Here is a 24,127-nt window from a genome sequence, read left to right as displayed (position 1 = left end):
TGATTACAGGGTACAAAAGGAGGTACCCTAATGATTATCAAAAGTAGTATCATAACAGATTTAAATATTCAAACTGTCAAGGATCTTTATAAGTTAAAACCATTTATGGAGGACACAACATTGAAGGTTAATAAAAGCCAGATCGCAAGGGAACTTGATGTCGATAGGCGTACAGTTGATAAATACATTAATGGCTTTCATAAGGCCAAATCCAGAGAATGCGTGAATTGTATCACTGCTTACTATGACATTATCGCAGAGCTTCTATCTGATAACAGCCAGCAGATATTTTATTACAGAAGAGTTTTATGGCAATACCTAGTAGACAATCATTCTTATGAAGGGTCTTATGTGAATTTCTGCTACTATCTAAGAAAATATCCTGAACTAGACTCATATTTCAAAAAAAGCAGACCTTCAAACGCAAATAACGTAACCATACGTTATGAAACAGGAATGGGTCAACAAGCACAACTAGACTGGAAAGAGTCTATACGATTTACTCTTTCAACAGGTGAAATAATAGAAGTAAACATATTTGTATTATTGCTGTCATACTCACGTTTTAGAGTATACAGGGTATCTCTATCAAAAACACAGGACATATTATTTTCATTCCTTGATGATGCGTTTAACACGTTTGGAGGTGTTCCAAGTGAGATTGTCACCGATAATATGAAAACAGTTATGGATGAGCCAAGAACAGAGTATACAGAAGGGAAAATAAATATAAAATTTAAGCAGTTTGCGGATGATTATGGTTTTAAGGTGCACCCTTGTATTGCAGGAAGACCAAGAACAAAAGCCAAAGTAGAAGCACCAATGAAACTACTTGATGAGATAAGAGCCTACAATGGAAAACTTGATTACAAGGAACTTAATGAGTTGGTCACACGAATAAATAACAGAGTAAACATGCAGGTAAATCAAGGTACAGGTCGTATTCCATTAATGTATTTCAACAAGGAAAAAGCTTTCTTAGGAAGCTTACCAGCCGATACCATAAGAAAGCCTTATCAAATAACTCCACATAAAGTAAAAGTAAATTCATCCAGCATGTTCAACCATAATGAATGCCAGTATTCTGTACCACCAGAATACATTGGAAAAACTCTTACTTTACAAGTGTATGATGGTTACATACATGTTTATTATAACATGGAATTAATAACTATCCATACCCTTAGTAAAAAGAAACTAAATTATTTTACAGAACACTATACTGCTATAGCAAGAAAATCGCATGCATTTAAGGAAGAAAATATAAATGAGCGGGCAAAAGAAAACTTACAGGTTATAGGAGAAGTATATAGTTATGAATAACAGTACATACAACCAGCTATGCCGGAACATGGAAATTCTTGGTCTTGGGCAAATGGTAATTCATCTTGATGAAATATCTAATTTTGTGACATCCAACAATCTTTCGTTTACAGAAGGACTACTGAGACTTAGTAATTACGAAGTTGATTTTAAGGAGGCCAAAGCATCTAGATCTATGATTAAAGCAGCAGCATTTCCTTTTGTAAAGGAATTGAAAGATTATGATTTCAATTTTCAGCCGTCAGTAAATCAGCAAGAAATACAAGAACTTTGCACGCTTGGTTTTCTTGAAAGAAATGAGAATATAGTATTTCTTGGTCCAAGTGGTGTTGGAAAGACTCATCTGGCAACATCAATAGGAATAGCTGCAGCAAAGAAACGTACTAGCACATATTTTATCAAATGTCATGATTTATTGCAGCAACTAAAGAAAGCAAAACTGGAAAACAGACTTGATGTAAGACTCAGACACTTCTGCCATTACAGACTACTTATCATTGATGAACTTGGCTACTTACCCATTGATAAAGAAGATTCTAATATGTTTTTTCAGCTTATAGATATGAGATATGAGAGAAAAAGTACCATTCTTACAACAAACATGAATTTCAACGAATGGGATGGTGTATTCTATGACGCAGTTGTAGCCAATGCAATACTTGACAGGGTATTGCACCATGCACATGTAATATCTATATCTGGAAAGTCATACAGATTAAAGGATCATATGAAGCAAGGAGAATAGTTGTACATAATTATTTAATACTTTTTATACATTTTTCCTTGACAGTTTATACATAAGAGGTTTGGGCGAATGTGTCCAGCCTCTTTTTATGTTGGATGTTTCTTGAAGCTAATTCTATTAACTTGACTTTATTCCCTAGAAGAGTGATGTATAGTACTAAATTGATAGAAGGGAGCAAATTAAGTGCGTGTAATAAAAATAGAGCCTGCTGCAAAAGCTGAACAACAGAAAAAGAGGGTCTGTGCTTATGCGAGGGTATCCACCGATGGCTACAAGCAGGGTGAATCCTTGGAAAATCAAGTAACCTACTATGAAAAGTTAATCTCGTCAAATCCCGAATACGAATTTGCAGGAATATTTGCAGACAAAGGAATAACTGGAACAAAAGATGATAGACCCGAGTTTCAAAGAATGCTGGAGTTTTGCAGAGAAGGAAAAATAGACTTAATCATAACAAAATCAATATCAAGGTTTGCAAGAAATAGTGCGGTACTACTGAAATATGTAAGGGAATTAAAAGATATAGGTATTGAGGTAAGATTTGAAAAAGAAAATATAGCTACATTATCCGGGGACAGTGAGCTGATGCTTACCGTCCTCTCTTCATTTGCGGAGGAAGAAAGCAGAAGTGTCAGTGAGAATATAAAGTGGCGGTACCGTAAAAAGTTCGAAAAAGGTGAACTAGTTATAAACGCTAATAGGTTTCTTGGATACGATAAGGACGAATATGGAGATTTAATAATAAACCCCAAAGAGGCTGAAATTGTAAAACGTATTTACACAGAGTATCTGAACGGAAACGGTATGTTAAAAATATCAAAGCTGCTTAATTCAGAAGGAATACCGACAGTAACAGGTTCAAAATGGAATGAGGCAAGCATAAGGGATATTCTTAAAAATGAAAAGTACAAAGGGGATGTAATGCTTCAAAAAACCTATACTCCAAGCTATCTAACTAAGCTAAGGAAAATAAATAGAGGTCAGGTTGATAGCTATTACATAGAAGATAACCATTCACCAATAGTTACAAAGGAAGCATGGGAGAGAGTGCAGCTTGAAATGCAAAAACGTGCTGAAGCAAAAGGAAACTCAATAGGCTCAATAAAATGTCTTAATCGCTATCCACTGTCAGGAATTCTTTTCTGCAGCAAGTGCGGTTCTCCATTGAGACGTAGAACATGGAACAGTAAAAACTCCTGTAAAAAGATAGTATGGCAATGCAGTAACTATGTTAAAAATGGTAAAGATGCCTGTGAAGGAACAGTAATTAATGATGAGATTATAGGCAGTCTTAATATAACGGAACCAACGATTGTGAAGGAGGAAATCCAAAATGGCAAGAAGCATTACAGTTATACCAGCAAGGGCAAACAGAACAAATACGGCACAGAATGCTGAACCGCAGAAGAAGAGAATGGCGGCATACTGCAGGGTATCAACCGACCAAATAGAGCAGCTGTCCAGCTATGAGGCGCAGGTAAATTATTATACTACATATATATGTAACCACCCTGACTTTAAATTCGCAGGGATATATGCGGACGAGGGTATCACAGGGACTAACACAAAAAAGCGTGAGCAGTTTAACAGAATGATTAAAGACTGCAAAGCAGGAAAAATTGATGTGATAATAACCAAATCTATATCAAGATTCGCACGCAACACTTTAGATTGCTTGAACTATGTTAGAATGCTGAAGGAACTTGGAATAGAGGTAATATTTGAGAAGGAGAACATACGGACTTTAGATTCAAAGGGTGAGGTGCTGTTAAGCATACTTTCCAGCCTTGCACAGGAGGAAAGTTTTTCCATAAGTCGAAACAGCACATGGGGCATCAGAAGGCGGTTTGAGCAGGGTAAAGTCATAGTCAACCACACGAAATTTATGGGTTATGATAAGGATGAAAATGGCAACCTTGTTATAAATGAAAGGCAGGCTAAGGTGGTAAAGCGGATATATACCGATTATCTTGATGGAAAAGGTCCGAACAGGATAGCACGGGAACTTGAAAAAGGTGGAGTACTGAACTGGAATGGAAAAGCAAAATGGTATGAGGGCAGTATCAGGAAAATGTTAAGTAACGAAAAGTACAAAGGGGATGCTTTGTTGCAAAAGACATATACCGTTGATTTTCTTTCCAAAAAGAGAGTTATAAATAAAGGTGAAGTGCCAAAATATTATGTTGAAGAAAGCCATCCTGCAATTATTGATAATAATACATGGGAAGCCGTTCAGTTTGAAATGAAACGGCGAAAGATATTTGCAAAAAAGCATGGACTGCATAAGTATGACTATGCTACTGACAATAACCCGTTTGCAGGAAAAGTTATATGTGGTTACTGCGACAGTACATTTGGCAGAAAGGTCTGGAATTCTAATGATGAAAGATTAAAAAGAACTATCTGGCAGTGTAGCAACAAATACAAGATTAAAGGAAAAATAGGGTGTGGGAACAGGCATATTAATGATGGCATCTTATATGAGGCATTTGTTAATTCTTTTAATGCAATTTTGAAGAATAAGGATTACTTTATGAGTAAATGGAAGGAACATTTACAAAGTGATAACCCGCTTCAAAAGTATAGAGCAAAGCAGTTTATGAATATTATAAAAGACGCAGAGCCATTAGAAAAATTTGATGTGGAATTGTATTTTAAAATAATAGAAAAGTTGACAGTGTTTGAGGAAGAAAAGATAATTATGACTTTTCTTGATGGCACTGAGATTGAGTGTGAAATTGATTAAAGTATAGTAGTAAATAAAAAATAGGCAACTTAAGGTGGAATTATTCAACTTTAAGTTGCCTATTTTTTTATGAAAAAAAACATATTATAAATAATTAGTAAAAATACCTCATAAAGTAAGAGAGCGGTATGAAATAAGAACAATGTAAATACTTTTTAAGTATATTTGTAGTAATTAAGTTCATAAGGAGGGTTACATATGAGATAAAAAAAACCTATTTTCAGTCTACTATCCATTTTTATCCAAGCAATTTCATTAACAAGTGAAACATCACCTATTATAAGTCTCTCATCAATATTCAATTCAACTATATGCTTAGCAGCTAGAAAAAGGAAAATTAGAGGCTCTCAAATTATATATGGACAAAAAATTTTTTGCGATGAAGAACTGAAATCAATCATAAAATCAAAATTTATTTGACAATAAGTAGCAACTTTTATATTATATATTTAATTGTATAATATGTATAGAAAATAGGGAAAAAAGTAGAGAAATATATTAAAAATAAACAAATAAGCATTACTGTGGATTGTATGGGGGAATAAGTGAAAAGTTTTAATGTTATAAATAAAAAGGTTAAAGAAACCTATGAGAGTCAGGTTTTTGAAATTATTGCTAATGTGGATTTAAAGAAGTTTATGTCAATTCCAGAGTTTATGCAGGTAATAAAATATCCTGGGAAAATGATACGTTCTACTTTTACATATATTACAGCTAATTTAGCAGGAAAAGAGTACGACTCTAGACTAACTGAACTCACAATTATTATTGAGTTAATACAGGCTGCAAGCCTCATACACGATGATATAATTGACAATGGGGTATATAGAAGAGGGCGAAAAACTATTGTGAATGAGTATGGGCTGCCTTCAGCCTTGCTATTAGGAGACTGTTTAATATTTATTGTAATGAGATTAATAGGCGAGATTAAAACTGGAGAAGTTCAGAAAAAAGAAATATTAAATAGTATATCATCCTGTTTATTGCATATGTATGAAGGTCAAAAGTCGGAAAGTATTTTAGAGGGAAACTATACTATCAGTGAGTTGGAGTATTTTCATGTGATTAGTAATAAGACTTCTATATTTTATTCGATGGCTTGTGAATTAGGTACAATTATTGCTGGAGTCAGTGAAAATTATAGAGCTGCCGTAGTGTCTTATGGATATAATCTTGGTCTAGCATATCAGATACTGGATGATTTAAAGAGTGTCATTTATTTAAGAAATGAGGAAACTGATAAAACTTATCAGACTGATTTAGAAAGAAGACTTGTTACATTACCAACAATTGTAGCTTATAAAATAGGTGATGCCCATCAGAAGGAAATAATACAAAATTTTTATAGCGGAAAATCTTCAAATAAGGAATTGGTAATTGAAATAATTAGCCAAGATATAATTCTGTCCGAAGTAAAGGATAAAATCGTTTATTATATAAAAAAGGCAAAAGCGGATATAAAGGTTTTAAGAAATAATGAGTACAAAATAGCTTTACAAGAATACTGTGATTGTTTACTGGAGGAAGTTCAATGAATATTGATTTAATCGTGAAGGAAATTAAAAGAGAACCAGGAGTGAATATTTGTAAAAATCTTTTAAGAAAAGAAATGGATATTAATTCTGCATCCGATGATTTTAAGCAGGTATTGGATATTCTAAAATCAGAGGATGAATATGTAAGAGTATTTGCTGTTATGTATATGGCTCTGGTATATGAAAAATTAGAATCATGTAGAACAATTATTCACGAAAGGTTTGTAGAGCTTACCAATGATTTGAGTAAAAAATTTATAAGATATGGTTTGATCCCCAGTATTGAATCAATATTGGAAAAGGGTGATCTTGAACTAATCAAATATATAAAAAATAAATTAGCAGATCAGGAGTATCCAGTTTTAGCACGTATATATCTAGAAACATACAGTAAAGTATTGGCTAAAAAAGGTAAAAAGGAAGAAGTTGTTGATTTTTTAGATTCAATAATGGTTTTTATTGTTTCAAATAATTTGGATACTCAGCAGGGGGTAATTTCATCAATTAACAATCTTGGTAAGAAGAATATTATTTTACTGCAAAAATACTTCATGAATTGGATAGAAATCAAGAATATTAACACTTTCTATGTAATCAGAAAAGTATTCGAGCTAAAGATTGGAGATCTAATAGAAATTGAGTTTAAAAAAGCCTGTGAAGAAAAAATGAATAAGTATGAGATGGAAAGAATTCAATTAATCAGTGAGAAATTCAATGATGATAAGAGTAAAACAGAAGTTACTTATCAAGAGATTGTGGTTTCCACTATGCTGCATTTTATTAACTCTCCAATGCTACCATTTAACTGGGGGGCAAATCCCTATCGGGGATGCCTACATGCCTGTGAGTACTGTTATGGAAGAACCAGTCATGAATATTTGGGGCATACTAAAGATGAATTTGAACGAATTATTTATGTAAAAATTAATGCGGATAAAGCTTTAGAAAAGCAGATAATGGTTCCAAAATGGCGAGAAAGTAGAAATAAGTTAATTAACCTTGGCACTGTAACAGATCCATATCAAAAAATAGATGAACACTATGAAATTACACGAAAAATACTGGAGGTACTATATAAGCATAAAAATCCAGTAACAATAACAACAAAGTCTGATTTGGTTATGAGGGACATTGATATTTTAAAAAAGTTAGGTCCATTAACAGATGTAGTGTTTAGCATACCTTCTTTAGACCAATCATTCCTAGATAAAATAGAAAAGAGAGCTGCACCGATTGAGAATCGCTTAAAAGCAATTGAAAAGTTAAAGAAAGCAGGGATTACGGTGGGAGTACTTATGATTCCTATCTTCCCTTATATCACAGATAGTGAAAGTGAAATGGAACATCTGGTTAAGACGTTGGCTGATTATAAAGTCGATTATGTGATACCGGATATTCTCAATTTACGTGGAGATTGCAAATATAAGGTAAAGCAGTTTATAGGTGAATATTATCCGCAATTAACGGAAGATTATGAACGGTTATATGTGAGAGGAACTGATAACCTCTATGTTGATAAGGAGTATCAGAAGAGGATATTTGATTATCTTATGAAAGGCGTTTTAAAAAAATATGGTCTGAATGATTATTCAAAGATGATCAAAGGAAAGTGGTCGTAAATATGAAAAATAAAGAGTATGTCGATTGGGATTTTTTTTGGAAAAGGGTAAAAAAGCATCCCCTTTTTCTTAAATTCCTCTATTTTGTACATTTAAAAAAATACAAAAAGATATTAAAGAAAATTAATTTAAAAGCACCGGATGTTATGGAAATAGGTGCAGGTACTGGTGCGGCAGCTATACATATTCAGGATATATATGGGGGCAGTGTAACGCTTGTTGATAATAATGAAATCGCCTATGAAATGCATAAAAAGCTATTTCATAATAGAACAGGAAGTATAAAATACCTAAAAGAAGACTTTACAAAAATTGCCCAGAGACCGGAATACAATCTGGTAATGAGTGATGGTCTGCTTGAACATTTCAGTAAAAAGGAAGACATAATTGAATTGCATAAATCCTTTACCAAAGCAAATGGGTATATACTAATTTTTGCTCTTAATAATAATTTATTTACAAGATTTTTGGAATTAGGAGAGAAAAAAATGGGCTATTCGGATCCAGTTAACATGGATGAATGCATTCAGTTATGCAAGAAATCAGGTTTAGCAGTAGTGGGAACTGTTAAGTATTTTTTTGAATATGGAATCTTATGTAAGAGGGTAGGTAAAGATGGATAAAAAATGGGAATTGTGGTGGGAAAAAATACTTATTCGTATTCAAAACCAGGATAATCTCACACAGGAAGAAGTGAGAAAAGGATGGGGCTATTTATGGGGAGAATGGAAAAACATTGAGAAAGGGTTTGTAACCAAGAAGTTTTTACCTGAAAAGCTTAGAATGCTTATGTCTTTAAAATCAATTGACCCACTTACGGTTTTGATTGCACCGACTTTCTTAACAGGTATATTTGCAAAAGGAATCACAGTGGCGGAAATGAAAGGATTCATTCAGAGTTTTAAAGATAATGACTGGTTTAATGGATATCAGGATGCTAAGCCCTTCAGTCAAAATCTAATCTATACAAATGGATTTGGTGGCGATGAGATTAAAACAGTTAATGTCTCTACACCATCCATAATAATGGCCGCAGCCGCTGGAGCAAATGTATTAAAAATGGGGAGTCATTCCTATTTTGGAGCTTCAGGGGCTGGAAATTTCACAGATAATATTGGGTATAAAGCGATTACATTACCAGAATCTGTTGAAACAGCCTTAATAATTAGCCGAGCTGCTTATATTAATGGAGAATCAGCGGCGGATGAAAAAACTCAGGATATTGCAACTTTTATGTCAAAAGTACCATATGGTATGCACATCATGAAAGCATTATTTTATCCATTTCGATTTCATATACTCTGCTTTGATTTCTTTCAGGCTCCTTTCCAGCAACGGGGAATCAGTGTTCCGGATACTGAGTTGGTAGGAGAACTTGTTGCAGAACTTTGTACATATACGAAAAAAGGAATGATTGTCTATGGTACTGATGACAAAGGTCTGTCATTGGATGAAATATCAAATGTAGGTATGACTAAAATAACATTAATCGAAGAGAACAAGGTAAAGGATACCATTTATACAACACCTGAAGATTGGGGAGTAAAACACAGAAATGTGGAAGACATTACGTTAAGTGACAGTGATAATAGATTAAAAATCACTTTAGAATCTATGGTAGGAAAGCGAGAGGATGGATTTTCTGAATTGCTTGTCATCAATGCCGCTCAATATCTATTTTTAAATGGAATGGTGGATACTTTTAAAAAAGGAACTGATCTGATAAAACAATCAATTGCAAATGGCAGTGTGAGAGAGGAATTACTAAAGTTTGTAGAGTCAACAAACGGCAATTTGGCAATGCTTGAAAAGGAGTTGGCGAATATAAAATGAAAATTGCATTACCATGTTCTTGGGATTATAAATTCTTTGACTATCTTCCTGAAATACAAAAGGGAAAGAATAAAATACATGAGGTATATGGTTCGTTAAAATCTAGCTATTTGGGATCGGGACACTCCTCCGCTGCAATACGTGGGGAATGCCTAAAAAGAAAAGACGTTGAAAATTATGTAAAAAAAGTCCATGAAAGCGGTCTGGAGTTTAACTATACAATAAATGCCAGTTGTCTTGGAAATATGGAATTTGATCCACGATTTAAAGCTAAAATGTTGGATGAGTTAAACTGGATATGTTCGTTTAGTGATACAGTAACAGTCGCAGTGCCTTATCTAATTGAATTGGTAAAGAAAATAAGTAAAAATAAAGTCAAAATTGCATTATCGACTATTGTGGCTGTTGATAGCATCGGGAAGGTAAAAAGCTATGAAGAGCTCGGTGTTAACCGCATTGTATTAAACATCAATTTAAACCGTAAACCCAACATAATAAAAGATATTCGAAATCATACAAAGTTGGATCTTGAAATACTGGTAAATGACAGTTGTTTGAAGGATTGCCCTTATCGCTATTATCACTATAACTCTGGTTCACATGCTTCCGTACATAAAAAAGCTTTTTATATGGATTACTGTATTTACAATTGTTTAAACAAACGTTTAATAAGTATGGATGAAATACTAAAAAGCCCATGGTTAAGACCGGAAGATTGCAATTACTATGATGGTATTGTGGACTATATAAAAATTGGGGGTAGAGAGAAAAGTTTAGAATGGATTGTCCGGGCAGGTGAAGCTTACAGTGAAGAATCATTTGATGGAAATGTTCTTGATCTATTAACGATTATATCCCCGGAATCACATGAATTAGGCGAATTATTATTTAATAATAAACTCAATTTAACTTCTGATAAATTGGAGTTAGAAAAATTTTTTAACCGATTTTTTGAAAAAGGTTTTGAATGTGGAGACTGTTCAAAATGCAACTATTGTTCAAATCATTTTCATGATATCATCCATTACGACGAAACGATATTAGAGCAATATTGCTCTACCTTCGAATCAATAGGGAAGATGATGGAGGTAACTAAAAACCAGAGTTTTATCCAATATATATTGATAAAATACGCATTCAACCAATATGTTAAAAATACAAAAAAGTGGAAACTAATGAAAAAGTATTTACCATATTTTAAAGAAAAGATTGTGGGGTAGAATTAGTATGAGAGTAACCTTAGTCAACCCGAATTATGATGAACCCAGAGTATTAAAATTCATGGGACTACCCAGCATTCCAATTGGACTTGCTTATGTGGCTGCAACTTTAGAGCAAGCTGGACATGAAGTAAAAGTAGTCGATGCTTTTGGCTTTAAATATAACGTGGAAAAAACTGTAGAAGAGGCAATAAAGACAGATCCGGAATTCATAGGAATATCCTGTGTTACTTGTAACATTGATTACGGTAAGCAGATTGCTGAGAAATTGAGAGCACGTTTTCCGGTGGCAATTGGGGGGACGATGCCATCCTTGGAGCCGGATACATTGGTAGATTATGCAGATTATATCATGTATGGAGAAGGGGAAAAAACGTTTGTAGAACTATTGAGCGGTAAAGATCCCCAAGAGATAGATGGATTGATGTTTAAAAAGGATGGAAAAGTAATTAAGACCAATCCAAGGATACCCGAAGAAAATTTAGACAGCATACCTTTCCCAGCAAGACATTTATTTCCAATGCATAAATATAAGCTTTTTGGTCCAATGAGCATGGCCACTATGATGACTAGCAGAGGTTGCCCTATGACCTGTAATTATTGCTCGATCTCTCATCTTTTTCCTAGTTGGAGAGGAAGAAGTGCAAAGAATGTTGTAGATGAAATGGAATTTCTTATTGAACAATATAAGGTTAAAGGAATTTCATTTGTGGATGAAGATTTTTTGGTGGATTTACCTCGTGCCTTAGAAATATGCGATGAGATTGAGAACAGAAACTTGAAAGTCTGGTGGGGAATGCAGACAAGAGCAGACAGAGTACCAGATTTAGAAACAATGAAACGGTTTAATCGTGCAGGCTGTGAATGTTTACTATTTGGGATAGAGTCCGTTCAAGAAAAGACAATGAAAAACCTGAATAGAGATATTTCAAATGACTTATTTTTCAGAGCTGTAAAATTAGGACGCGATTCCAGAATGAGAGTAGCAGTATCATCCATACTAGGGTTTCCAGGGGAGACAATTGCAGATGCAAAAGCAACAGTGAGCTTTGTACTAAAGCTAGATCCTGATTATGTTTTTTTTGGAGTTCCTACGCCATTTCCAGGAACACGATTTTATGAATCCTGTGAGCAGAAAGGATTGATTAAGGAAAAGAACTTGCTACGGTATACCATTATGAGTCCAATTCTGGAAACTGAGGAAATTAAATTAGCGGATGGGAAAAAGCTTTTGAATTATGCTTATCGGAAATTCTATTTCAGACCAATTAAGATGCTACAGCGTGTGGCTTCGGAAGTAAAAAAGCTGGATAAAGAAACATTTAAAGGTTTTTTTAAATGGTCATTTGATGGTTTCTTTGACTCACAGAAATGGTAGGAGAGGGTATGAATACAGATTTCATTACATCAATCAATGATTTATCAAATCCTATACTAGGGTTAATTGAGGTGACACAAAAATGTAATCTTAATTGTCCAATATGCTTTAGAAGATTGAAAAATCAATCTGGATGCAGTATGTCCAAAGAACTAGAGTTTGGTGACATAATAGAACGGTTGGAAAGATTGAAAAAAGAAAGGCCAGATATCGATCCGACAATTGCGCTGACAGGAGGGGAACCCACTTTACGTGATGACCTTCCCGACTTAATAGCCAGAATTCATGAAATGGGCTTTAAGCGAACAGAAGTTATGACAAATGGAATAAGGCTTGCTGAGGATATTGATTATGTAAAGGATCTTAAAAAAGCAGGATTGAGTCAAATGGGGTTGCAGTTTGATGGGTTCAATAATAACGCATACCTGTTAATGAGGGGAAAAGAACTGGCTGAAACGAAAAGAAAAGCATTAGAAAACCTAAAATCTGTGAAACAGGCAACAATACTTGCAGCATGTATTATGCGTGGTGTTAACGATGGAGAAATCGGATCTATTATAGGTTATGCAGTAGAAAATAAAGACTTTATAGAACATGTTAATTTTCAATCTTTTATACGAAATAGTAACAACTCTGATAAATTTGATTTGGCTTATATTTATAATAAGGATGAGATTGTAAATAGCATTGAATGTCAGACGAAAAGGCATATTAGGAAGGAGCATTTCACATCTCCAGCTACTATTCTTCCAGTTCCAGAGTTTATAGAGGCGATTAGTAAAAAACCACAAAAGCAGTATTTTCCACTGTTTCATGAGCATTGTAATTTAACAACTTATGTATATGTTACAAAAAACAAAACTCTAATTCCGGTACAGGAGGCACTTAATATGGACTCCTTACTTAAGTATTTAGAGAAAATAACAAATGAATTGAATAATACCAATTCATTTGGCAAAAGGACTTTCTTAATGATGAAATTAACACTTAATATGTTTCAATTAATTAAAAAACGTATTTTTAGGAAAATGCTGTATTCATCAATATTAAAGAAAGAATTTGATCCCCTAGCAAATTTAAAGGAAATTCTAATGATTAGTTGTGAGAACTATATGGGGGATCATCAGTTTGACTATGAGAGGAATAAGAAGTGTGGTCTTTTTTTCCTGGAGGCTGAGGATTTGATTCGTCCATTTTGTCAACATGAACAATATTAATTTAAAATATGAGGAGGAGAGAGATGAAAACAATCAAAAGTTTTTTTATTTTAGTCAGGTGGGAGTACATGCCATCCGCAATTAATGAAACGGGAATTCCAGCATTATTAGCATTACTATTTATCCCAATTTCTTCACAGTATGTGTTCAATGTCATTATGAGTTTACTGATATGGTATGGTGCACATTTTATAGGTTCTCAAATTAATAATATAAGTGATTATAATGCGGACAAAAAATTTAAATCATATATTTCGGATTCAATCGATTACTTTGGTGTAAAAAAAGTAAAATGGATGATCATTATAGAGACATTGATTGTTTCGGTACTAACCATAGGAATGTTGGTAATTCGTAAGCAGCCAATGCTGGTAATTTTGTGGTTGTTAGGTCTGTTCTTTGCGTATGCTTATTCAATGAAACCATTTAATTTCAAGTCCCGGACAGTAATGAATCCGATTACCTTGGCATTAGTTTTATATTTAATTCCGATGTTATTTTCTTATTTATTAATAGCTGGTAGCTTTCATAAGCTGGCTGTTATCACTATTATTATTTTCAGTATTCAGATGGTTCCAATGTTCTTTATGGACGAGATAAGTGATTATGAAGAGGATAAGGAGGCAAATGTAATGAATCCATGTGTTACATTCGGCCGACGAAAAACAATTTTGATTGCTACCATAATAGGAATTGTTTCAAATGCAGCGATGTTGTTTTACTGGTTTTTTTACATATCGCATAATTCTTCTTTCAAAATGGTGTTTTTTATTACTGGATTGATATTTTATTCTTTTGTAATCTTTGATTTTATTCGAATTTATAGAATATCAGAACCAACATTATTGAAAGATGAAAATAAGTTAATGAAACTAAAGAAAAGTATTCATACTCCAGTATGGCTTATGGGGAATGGAGTAGCCACGTTATTATTGATATTTGAGAGATGGGTAAAATGAGATTATTGTTTATTGCACCACCAATAGGAAAAATGGCTAGCAAGTATTTGGCTCCACCTCTTGGAATCGGCATATTAGCTGGCTTAACTCCTAACCATTATGAAATAAAGTTTATAGATGGCAATATTGAACCAGTCGATATTTTAGAAGGGTGGGATATTGTTGCAATTACAGTATCCACACCAGCTGCACAGGCTGCATTTGAAATAGCAAAACAATATCGAAAAACTGGTGCCTTAATAGTAATAGGAGGAATGCATCCAACGGTTATGCCTGAAGAGTGCCTTACTTATGCAGATGTTATTTTCATTGGCGAAAGTGAAGTAACTTGGGGTGAGTTTCTTAAAGATTTTGAAGAGGGAAGTTATAAATCAGTTTATAAAGCTCAGACAGAAATGAATCCCTTGAAAATCCCGCGAATTCCAAGAGAAATTTTTAGTAAAAGGGGTTATTTGGTAACAAAAACAGTATTAATGAGCAGAGGATGTCCCAATTCATGCGAATTTTGTTTGGTTAAGAAAATATATGGATCTGCTTACAGAACAAGAGAAATTGCTAAAATAATTGAGGAAATCAGAAGTTTTCCGAAGGGTGGAATGCCGGTAATTGTATTTGTTGATGATAACATTGTGGGAAATAGAGAATTTGCAAAAGAATTTTTTAAGGCGCTTATTCCTCTAAGAATAAAATGGTTTAGTCAATGTTCCATTAGCATTGCAAATGATGATGAATTACTGGATTTGGCAAAAAAAAGTGGTTGTATTGGACTATTTATTGGATTTGAATCCATTGATGAAAATAACCTGATTTCCAATCGTAAAAATGTCAACAAGACATCTTCTTTTATTGAGCAAATTAATAAGATTAGAAAAAAGAAAATCATAGTTCATGGTGCATTTATTTTTGGTTTTGAAAATGATAATACCGAAATATTTGACAAAACGCTTGAATTTGCAAGAAAGGCAAAATTAGATGTGGCTAACTTTGGAATTTTGGTTCCATATCCAGGAACCCCCCTTTATGAAAAGTATAGTTTGGAAAATAGGATTTTCGACTATCAATGGAAGAACTACGACGCTGCTCATGTAGTCTTTACACCTCATAATATGAAACCTATGGAATTACAACAGGGGCAGTATTATGCGATGAAGAAATTTTATTCATGGAAGAATATTGTTCTGCGTATTTTAGCGAATCCTAGTTCTTTGAATATTATTTTAAATCTTTCGCAGATAAATGTAGTAAAGGAGTTGAAAAAGATTGTTCAAGAAAGTAGTTTCAATTAGTCTTATTATTATCTTTATACTATTACTTGCTAATCCTGTTACTGTGAACGCAGTTTCTGTTACAGAGGAACAGTTAGAAGACTCTATTGTAAAGGCCGGAAATTATTTGATGTCTCTTCAGACAGAACGGGGATTATGGCAGGCTGGAATTAGGATTAATCCTAGGGAAACCGCGTATTTTATGGTAACTGCTAAGTATTTACAGATAAAAGATATGGAAAAAGATTTACAAACATCAGCAACATGGCTTTTGGAGCATATCAATGAAGATGGAGGCTGGGGATTTTTTGATGAAGGTGGAAAGTCAGATGTTTCTATAACTGCTATAGTTAGATTAGCGTTGATTGTAAATGGTGTATATGATGGGTGTGAAGAGTTAAAAAGAAGTGCTGTCTTTGTTGAAAATAATGGCGGATTAAAAAACACAGATATCTTCTGTAAAACATTCTATTCACTTTTTGACCTTTACGAAGAACCTTGGGTAAGTCCGCAGTCAGAAATATTCTTCCCAGACCTGTCAATATTGTACTTAGATAATACCGATGAGCACAGTCCATATTCCAGTATGGCATGGGGACGAGAGGCTGGTATTGCCATGAGTGTAATCAAAGAGTATCAAAAAAGAGAAAATCTACATATCAAGGCACAAGAGTTAAATTTAGCTGAGCAATGGATGGTATCACACCAATTGGAAGATGGGTGCTGGTATACTCTTTTAGGTACTTGCCTTAATATGATTGCATTGTATGAAATAGACAGTGTAAAACATGCACCACGAATTAGTAAAGGCATGGCGTGGATTAACAGTAACAGAGATCCTGATGGGTATCAAAAAAGATTTGTATTAAGTGTATGGGATACATCGTTTGCTATTAGTGCTTTACGAAAATCAAATATAGATTCTTCGGCTGAGAGCCTGCTAAAGGCAGCAACTTGGATTATGAATGCTCAGACTCAAGGAGGGGGCTACAATTGGTCAAATGTCCCTTCAGGTGGCTGGTCATACAATGAATATAATATACTCTATCCTGACAACGATGATACCGCATTAGTCATCACAGCATTAAATGATTTGCGTTTTACATCGTATTCTACTGAATATAGGAAAAGAATGGCTATAGAAAAAGGGAAAGAATGGCTATTATATATGCAGAATGATGATGGAGGGTGGGGAACCTTTGAGAGGTTTGATGGCGATAAGGATTATAAAGACCCGACAGAGTCAACAGAGGATCCAAGCGTAGCCGATATTACAGGACATGTACTGACCGCGCTGGCTTCCTGTGGTTACACTGTAGATAATAAGGTTATTCAAAAGTGCATCGAATATATTAAGAAGGATCAAAATGATCAGGGAGCCTGGTATGGAAGATGGGGACTGTGTTACTTGTATGGCACGTCCTGTATCCTACAAGGTTTATCAGACATAGGATATGATATGACCGATGAATTCGTTGTAAAGGCGGCAGATTGGATTATTGCTCAGCAGAATAATGATGGCGGCTGGGGAGAACATTTTGCATGGTGGAGTGAAAAGAATGGAATTACTTTTACAGAGATGGGACCCAGTACTCCAGAACAGACTGCTTGGGCTATTATGGCATTAATGAAAGTAGATTCAGATAAATACATGAAGCAAATTGAACAGGGGGTACAGTATCTAATTCAAAATCAGGAGGAGTATGGAGGCTGGGAACATCCATATTATACCGTTCTTGGTCTGAATCCATATAAGAATCCTTATTATCCTCATTATTTTTCATTAGCAGCTCTTTCTGATTACGCAAAAATTAAGGGTATTGATATTAATACACCTGCTGAAAATGGAGAGATTAGAACGGATTGGGAAACTTATTTAATGATAGATAAATTCTCCTATGAAGATGTTGCTGAAGATGCAATGAGCTCAATAAAAAAAGGTGTTCTAAATATCGATTTTGAAGAAATTGGGATAAATAGATTTTTATTAGGTTTATATAATGATAGCAAAGATGAATTAGAGGATGTAATTGTAACAGTATATGATGAGAGTAATAATGATATTATAGTGACTTATGATTTTAATACTCTAAAAGGAGAAGAAAGAATATCTAAAAGCCTTTCTTTCTCAAGTGAAAAAGAAAATAAGAAAAATATAAAAATTGTATCCACATATACAGCGAGAGGAGAAGAGAGAAAAATAAGTGATAGTTATCAAGTTTCTTTAATCAAGGAAAGCAATGTCAATTTTTCCACTTCAACAATAATTATTATTGCTATTATAGTGCTGCTGTGTATTTGTTCGTTCGTAATATTCAAAAATACGAATAAGCAGTTGATTAAATTTGCTTTTAAGAATTTAGGAAGAAACAGAACCCGTACAATTCTGACTTTTATAGGAATTGTGATTGGAATCTCTGCCACTGCTGGTTCCATATCATTAGGACATGCGTTTGACCAAAAGTTAAGAAAGGACTTTGAAAGCTTTGGAGCAGGTAGAATTATTGTACTGCCAGAAAAGGTAGATATCAGTGTTTCTCCGCCAGCGCAGACATTTGAGAAATCAGCATCGCTACGTCTGGACGATGATGTGGTGGATGAACTTAAAAAAATTGAAAATGTTAAAAGTGTTTGCCCGGTTATGAATTATGAGACGACAGTTACTTTTAAGGGTGAGAGTACAAATTGCTTTATTCAGTTTGTGGAACTTGACACATTCAATCAGATGACACCATTAAAAATTGACAAAGGAAGTGTGTTGGAAAAGGGGGACGGCCTGACAGCAAATGTTGGATATGATATAAGTACAAAGGCTTTTTCCGACACAATAGAAGTTGGCGATACATTAAAAATTGGTAACCTCGAAGTCAATACAAAAGGAGTTTTTCAAGAGACAGATGGGATGTCAGGAAGAATAGAATCCATTGTGACACCAAATATTGTGATTTACCTTCCGCTGGAGATGGCCAATAAATTTGTGAGTAAAGATTATTATGATGTAATCGAAGTGAAGGTAATTGATAAAAATGAAACAAAAGCAACGGATGAAAAAATCAACAACATTTTGAAAGATAAATATCCAAATCGAATTTTTAGCACTGTATATACTGAAAAGCTACAAAGCACAGTTTCAGAAATACTCTATCAATTTGATCTAATTATATCATTCATAGGAGTCTTCTGCCTGCTGGTAAGCGGAATTGGTATTATGAATATGGTCATTGTAAATATAACGGAGCGACGTCAGGAAATAGGAATTATGATGGCGGTAGGAGCTCCATATAAGATAATTATAAAAACTTTAATTTTAGAGCTGGCATGCCTTGGGATTATGGGTGGGATTGCAGGCTTTGTCGGAGGCTTATTGGTGGTATTGATTACACAATATATTGCACAAATATTAACGGTACCTAATTTTGCCTTTATATTAAGTCTATCTCTTTTCTTAGGGCTAGCAATTGTTTTATTCTTTGGAGTAGTACCAATTAAAAAAACACTGAAAAAAGAACCAATTGAGGTGTTGAGATGAGGTGGATAGATGATTATTAAAGCACGAAACCTATCAAAAGTTTATAATCAGAATTCAGAAGCTGAATTTTTTGGTATCAAGGATGTATCATTAGAAATTGAGAAAGGCGAATTAATTGCCATTGTTGGTCCCAGTGGAGCGGGTAAAACAACTTTATTTAACATGTTGGGAACCCTAGATACCCCTACCTTTGGGCAATTAGAAATTAAGGACAAGAATATTTTGAGTATGGATTATAACGAAAAATCAAAACTTCGTAATGAAGTGATAGGGTTTATATTTCAACAGTTTCGCTTAATACCTACCTTATCTGCCTTAGATAATGCATTGCTACCTCTTCTTGTTAGTGAATCAGGAATTGATTTACCTAAAAAAGAGAAAGTGATTCAATTGTTTTATAAGTATGGATTGAAAAATCAGTTAAACAAATACCCCAGCCAATTATCCGGGGGAGAGCAGCAAAGAGTAGCGATTATCAGGGCTTTGGTTAATGAACCTGATATTATTTTGGCGGATGAACCAACTGGGAGTTTGGATAGCAAGATGTCAGCGTTTGTATTTGATACCTTACAACGGATTCATGAGGAAGATGGTAAGACTGTCATTTATATTACACATAATATGAATCTGGTTAAAAAGGCCAGTAGGATTATTAAAATTGAAGATGGGAGTGTGATTTTAGATGAAACATGTGGGTATTAATGCCCCAGCAAGTTCATTCGAGGCAGCCAGGAAGACAATTGATGCTGGAGCGGATGAAATTTATTGTGGCGTGCGCTTAAAAGGAATTAAGCATGTTACTTTTAATGGCAGACCAAGCTATGGTAGCCTTGTAGACTTTGCTGAGTTAGCAAAAGTTACAGAATATGCCCATGCCAGAGATAGTAAGGTAAACTTTTTGCTTAATCTACCATTTATGGCTGATATTTTGGAGTTTCTAGCAAAACCGCATATAAGACAGGCGGTAAAGGCAGAGGTAGATAGTTTTGTAGTATCTGACTTAGGTTTGATTTTATTATTAGAACAGATGAAAGTGAAGACGCCAATACATATCGGAAGTTTTGCTACAGTCAGAAATCAGAAAGCTATTAGCTTTTATTCACAGTTCAATGTAACAAGAGTTGTTGCTCCGCCAGATACCACATTAAAAGAATTATCTTGCTTGACAAATAATCCATACAATATAGAAATAGAAGCGTTTATTCATGGTCAGGGGTGCTCAAACGTTAATGGGAATTGTTATTTGTCCCATTCTTATAAAGCACAAAGTGTTGAATTCCCGGATGATCCACTATGGAAATTGGATAACGACAAGTCATTTGTTTCAATTGGTATTCGTAATCCCTGTATGTTCACTTTTCAAATGGAGGATTGGAAAAGTGGTGAAAAAATGAATCACAACTGTTTGAATTGCTTTCCGTTCTGTTCATTATGTTATCTGCCTGATCTTTTAAAAACGAATGTTTCTGTCTTAAAAATTGAAGGTAGATGCCAGCCAGTAGAATATCAAGAGCGGGTTCCAAGGGAGTATGCAGCTCTAATTAAGCTTTTGGAAAGTAAAGATATAAAAGGCTATGAGAAGTATTTAGAAAATCTAAAGCGGACTACTCCGGAACTTCAAGGGGTCTGTCAGCTGAAGAAATGTTTTTATGAAAGAGGGGGTATAGATGAATCAGTTAGCACAGTGTATTGATTGTTATGATCTAAAGGATATTGAGAGCATTCAAATTCCACAAGAAACTTCTGAAATACGATTTGGGGATGAATTTTGTTTCAAAAAGTGCTTATCGGATGAACAGTTGGATGCAGCGAAAAAATTAACTCAAAAGTATGGAAAAAGATTATCTTTCATATATCCGCGACTGAATGATTATGAAATAAATTTGGTAAAGGAGCAGTTATGTAAGATAAATGCATATGATTTGCCGGTTTATATCATTGCGAATGATTTTGGTATCAGCCAAATCAAAAAATCACTATCTTTAAAGAACTTAAGGGTAATATTAGGCCGGCAGACCATCTCAGTACCAATGAGAGCCAGGCCTGCCATGCCTTCAGTCATGGGGAAGGATAATATAATTTCAAATTTTGCAGATAAGAAATTATTTCATTTATCAAATTTGAATTACAAATTAACTCTAAAATTTTTAAAAAGTAATGATATTTATGGAGTTGAATTCGATTATATCCCTGAGACATTTCCACTAATCAGGAAATTACAAAAAGAGGGTATGCGAATTTATATCCATAAAAGTAATGTAATGGTCGCATTGACCAGAAATTGTCACGCGAAAAGGATCATTTGCAAAGAGGGTACTAGCTGTGGACTAATTTGTAAGAATAAGAAATACCATTTGTATCACGAAGTAACAGAAGAACTATTTTTGGATGGAAATGCAATATTAGCAGCAATACCATTTAAGGAGGAAGATATTCAAGAATTAAATAATGAGAATTTTAGTTTAATTGATAGTCATAATTGGATAAAAGAATACATCAAGTAATTCTGGAGGAAATTTAATGAAAAGAATACATCTTTTATTATATAAATATCGGGTATTAATGGGTGTTATCCCAGTGGCTATAGGACTTTTGTATTTTGTTTTAGATGAGAACAAAAGGTTTAGTAAGCCAATGCTGGGAATAGGTACAGCGGTCATGTTTATCGGTATAACTTTAAGGATATGGACAGCTATGTATAACTGGGAAAATATCAATTCTGTTGAACCTATAGCAACTAATGGTATTATTACAAATGGACCTTACCGATATTGCAGAAACCCAATGTATTTTAGTGCAATTATCCTTACTCTTGGGTTTAGTTTGATTTTTGGTTCGTGGCAGGTTGTACTTATCGCTGTTTTACCGACTATAGCAGTACATTTGCATCAAATCTATGTAGAAGAGAAATACTTGATGACTATATGTAATGAATTTTACGATACATATAAAAAAAGGGTGCCGAGACTATTCCCATATCGTGGCAAAGTTCTTGCAATTCCAGTCCAGGGCAAAGCCAATTGGAAGCGTGGTCTGCAGAGGGATGCTGGACCAATCTTCGGAGGAATTGTATTTGTGTTTTTAATCGTCATTTTAATACCTTTTTTAAAGTATGATTACCTATTTCTTGGAGTTGCCGTTGTAGTCACTGTTATTTTAAACTTTATCATTGTGGGAAAAATAAAATCAGATGCAGATAAGGTTAAAATAATACCATCAACGGCTCCGCCGCATGTATTACTGCAGCCCTTACGATATATATTGTTTTCAACCCAAAAGTATATTGATTGTTTAAATATAGATAAGGAAATTGAAAATCATGTAGTTTTGGATTTAGGCTGTGGACCAGGATATTATTCTTTACCTTTGGCAGAGAATATTAATGGAACTGTGATTGCTATGGATATCAGAGAAAAAATGCTTCAGATAACTAAAAGTAGAGCTGAAAAGAAGAATTTGAATAATATCAGATATCTAAAGGGAGATTGTAGTAGGATTGATTTATCAGATAATTCTGTTGATCTGATCTGCATTAACCTAGTTCTTGGCGAGATTGTTAATTTGGATGAAAGCATAAATGAAATAGCAAGAATATTGAAACCTCTGGGGCGAATCAGTATAATGGAATCTATCTTTGATGATCACTATATGAATGTGCAGGAAGTAAAGGAACTACTTAAGAAGAAAGGTTTTTCTTTCGAGTTGGTAGAGAAGAAAAAGACTTATTACATTCTTGAGGCTTACAAATAAAATTTTAGAAGGAGATAGCTATGAAATTAAAGTATGATTGTATGGAGTATTTAAAGAGGCAGAATGAACCATGGGTAGAATATGGTATCAGTAAATTTCTTGAACAGGATGAGAATGTTGCAAAGGAAAAGAAAAAGCGGTTACTAGAATGTGATGAAGTAAAAAAGACCGTAGAAATTGTTGAACAGTGGCCAGAGCCACCATTGGTCAGACATAATGACGTAAATCATCCTATTCACAAAGCACACCTTTTACTAGAAATGGGATTGGATCGTTCAGATAAGGTGCTTCAGGATCTGGCAAATAAAATCTTTGAAAACCAAAATGAAGAGGGTGTGTTCCTATCCTTATTACATGTTCCAGAATCGTATGGAGGTGCAAAAGAGCCGCATATGGACTGGTTAATGTGTGATTTTCCTCTGCTAATCCATTTTCTAATAGCATTAGGATATAAAGAGGATGAACGGGTAAAGAAAGGGATTCAATTTTTGATTTCAAAAGCAGAGGATAATGGATGGAGATGTTCTGGCTCTGTCAATAAATTCCGTGGCCCGGGGAGAAAAACAGATTATTGCCCAGTGGGATCACTGTGGTCTTTACAAGTTTTTTCATTGTTATCAGAATATCACAATGAAGAATTTGTGAAAAATGCTATTGATTCAATTTGTAATCATTGGATAAATACAAAGGAACGAAAGATATATATGTTTGGAATGGGAACCGATTTTAAAAAGTTGAAATACCCTAATCACTGGTATGATATCATTCATGTTGTTCAAGTATTAAGTAAATTTGAATATGCAAAGCAACAGGCGGCTTACAATGAAATGTTAAATATAATATTGGAAAAACAAAACGAGGATGGCTCTTTTATCCCGGAATCACAATATACAGGTTATAAAGGCTGGGATTTCGGACAAAAAAAGATGTCATCGCCTACATTAACCTTAGCTATAGCTAGATTAGTAGCACATATCTAAATACAGTTTAGTAGATTGTATATTTGAG

General features: G+C 34.1%; 19 protein-coding genes. All 19 read left to right on the top strand.

The genetic code is table 11. The features are described from left to right. Positions 1 to 30: 30 nt before the first annotated feature. The 19 genes from istA to EHE19_RS16510 all read left to right on the top strand — a co-directional run bounded on the left by istA (position 31) and on the right by EHE19_RS16510 (position 24,099). Positions 31 to 1,323 (top strand): IS21 family transposase, encoded by a 1,293-nt coding sequence (gene istA / locus EHE19_RS16600; RefSeq protein WP_190530273.1) that lies wholly within the window; start codon positions 31 to 33, stop codon positions 1,321 to 1,323. Continuing rightward, entirely contained in the window at positions 1,316 to 2,068 is a 753-nt protein-coding gene (gene istB, locus EHE19_RS16595) for an IS21-like element helper ATPase IstB (RefSeq protein ID WP_190530271.1), read from the top strand. The genes istA and istB overlap by 8 nt, the downstream gene beginning before the upstream one ends. A 183-nt stretch (positions 2,069 to 2,251) precedes the next feature. Further along, on the top strand, positions 2,252 to 3,466 hold the full coding sequence (locus EHE19_RS16590) for a recombinase family protein (protein ID WP_190530378.1): 1,215 nt from the start codon (positions 2,252 to 2,254) through the stop codon (positions 3,464 to 3,466). Then, complete coding sequence (locus tag EHE19_RS16585) at positions 3,402 to 4,814, top strand: recombinase family protein (protein ID WP_190530376.1); 1,413 nt, start codon at positions 3,402 to 3,404, stop codon at positions 4,812 to 4,814. The genes EHE19_RS16590 and EHE19_RS16585 overlap by 65 nt, the downstream gene beginning before the upstream one ends. A gap of 545 nt (positions 4,815 to 5,359) precedes the next feature. Next, complete coding sequence (locus EHE19_RS16580; protein WP_137699157.1) at positions 5,360 to 6,349, top strand: polyprenyl synthetase family protein; 990 nt, start codon at positions 5,360 to 5,362, stop codon at positions 6,347 to 6,349. Then, positions 6,346 to 7,968, top strand: a complete 1,623-nt coding sequence (locus EHE19_RS16575; protein ID WP_137699156.1) for an SPL family radical SAM protein — start codon at positions 6,346 to 6,348, stop codon at positions 7,966 to 7,968. The genes EHE19_RS16580 and EHE19_RS16575 overlap by 4 nt, the downstream gene beginning before the upstream one ends. A 2-nt stretch (positions 7,969 to 7,970) precedes the next feature. Further along, positions 7,971 to 8,591 carry a class I SAM-dependent methyltransferase gene (locus EHE19_RS16570; protein WP_137699155.1) on the top strand — a complete coding sequence of 207 codons (621 nt, stop codon included), beginning with the start codon at positions 7,971 to 7,973 and terminating at the stop codon, positions 8,589 to 8,591. Next, positions 8,584 to 9,801, top strand: a complete 1,218-nt coding sequence (locus EHE19_RS16565; protein WP_137699154.1) for a hypothetical protein — start codon at positions 8,584 to 8,586, stop codon at positions 9,799 to 9,801. The genes EHE19_RS16570 and EHE19_RS16565 overlap by 8 nt, the downstream gene beginning before the upstream one ends. Then, positions 9,798 to 11,021 (top strand): U32 family peptidase, encoded by a 1,224-nt coding sequence (locus tag EHE19_RS16560; RefSeq protein WP_137699153.1) that lies wholly within the window; start codon positions 9,798 to 9,800, stop codon positions 11,019 to 11,021. The genes EHE19_RS16565 and EHE19_RS16560 overlap by 4 nt, the downstream gene beginning before the upstream one ends. A 7-nt stretch (positions 11,022 to 11,028) precedes the next feature. Next, positions 11,029 to 12,399 (top strand): B12-binding domain-containing radical SAM protein, encoded by a 1,371-nt coding sequence (locus EHE19_RS16555; RefSeq protein ID WP_137699152.1) that lies wholly within the window; start codon positions 11,029 to 11,031, stop codon positions 12,397 to 12,399. A gap of 8 nt (positions 12,400 to 12,407) precedes the next feature. Continuing rightward, complete coding sequence (locus EHE19_RS16550) at positions 12,408 to 13,616, top strand: radical SAM protein (protein ID WP_171003665.1); 1,209 nt, start codon at positions 12,408 to 12,410, stop codon at positions 13,614 to 13,616. 23 nt (positions 13,617 to 13,639) lie between these two features. Continuing rightward, a complete protein-coding gene (locus tag EHE19_RS16545; protein WP_171003664.1) occupies positions 13,640 to 14,575 on the top strand; it encodes a UbiA family prenyltransferase in 936 nt (311 codons plus the stop codon). Then, positions 14,572 to 15,861, top strand: a complete 1,290-nt coding sequence (locus EHE19_RS16540) for a B12-binding domain-containing radical SAM protein (protein ID WP_171003663.1) — start codon at positions 14,572 to 14,574, stop codon at positions 15,859 to 15,861. The genes EHE19_RS16545 and EHE19_RS16540 overlap by 4 nt, the downstream gene beginning before the upstream one ends. After that, positions 15,836 to 19,369, top strand: coding sequence for an ABC transporter permease (locus tag EHE19_RS16535; RefSeq protein ID WP_137699148.1), 3,534 nt, complete (start codon positions 15,836 to 15,838; stop codon positions 19,367 to 19,369). Before EHE19_RS16540 ends, EHE19_RS16535 begins: the two co-directional genes overlap by 26 nt. A gap of 9 nt (positions 19,370 to 19,378) precedes the next feature. Beyond that, positions 19,379 to 20,071, top strand: coding sequence for an ABC transporter ATP-binding protein (locus EHE19_RS16530; RefSeq protein WP_137699147.1), 693 nt, complete (start codon positions 19,379 to 19,381; stop codon positions 20,069 to 20,071). Then, a complete protein-coding gene (locus EHE19_RS16525; RefSeq protein ID WP_137699146.1) occupies positions 20,052 to 21,062 on the top strand; it encodes a peptidase U32 family protein in 1,011 nt (336 codons plus the stop codon). The genes EHE19_RS16530 and EHE19_RS16525 overlap by 20 nt, the downstream gene beginning before the upstream one ends. Continuing rightward, the gene (locus EHE19_RS16520; RefSeq protein WP_137699145.1) at positions 21,037 to 21,873 is read left to right on the top strand and encodes a hypothetical protein; all 837 of its coding nucleotides are present in this window, start codon (positions 21,037 to 21,039) and stop codon (positions 21,871 to 21,873) included. The genes EHE19_RS16525 and EHE19_RS16520 overlap by 26 nt, the downstream gene beginning before the upstream one ends. Before the next feature lie 16 nt (positions 21,874 to 21,889). Continuing rightward, entirely contained in the window at positions 21,890 to 23,119 is a 1,230-nt protein-coding gene (locus tag EHE19_RS16515) for a methyltransferase domain-containing protein (RefSeq protein WP_137699144.1), read from the top strand. A 20-nt stretch (positions 23,120 to 23,139) separates the two neighbouring features. Then, positions 23,140 to 24,099: a hypothetical protein gene (locus EHE19_RS16510; protein WP_137699143.1), complete on the top strand. Its 960-nt coding sequence runs from the start codon at positions 23,140 to 23,142 to the stop codon at positions 24,097 to 24,099. Positions 24,100 to 24,127 lie beyond the last annotated feature (28 nt).

The organism is Ruminiclostridium herbifermentans (assembly GCF_005473905.2).
In the GTDB taxonomy this organism is placed as follows: domain Bacteria; phylum Bacillota; class Clostridia; order Acetivibrionales; family DSM-1351; genus Ruminiclostridium; species Ruminiclostridium herbifermentans.
The sequence above is the reverse complement of the archived record's forward strand: the minus strand, read 5'-3'. Positions and strand labels throughout refer to the sequence as shown.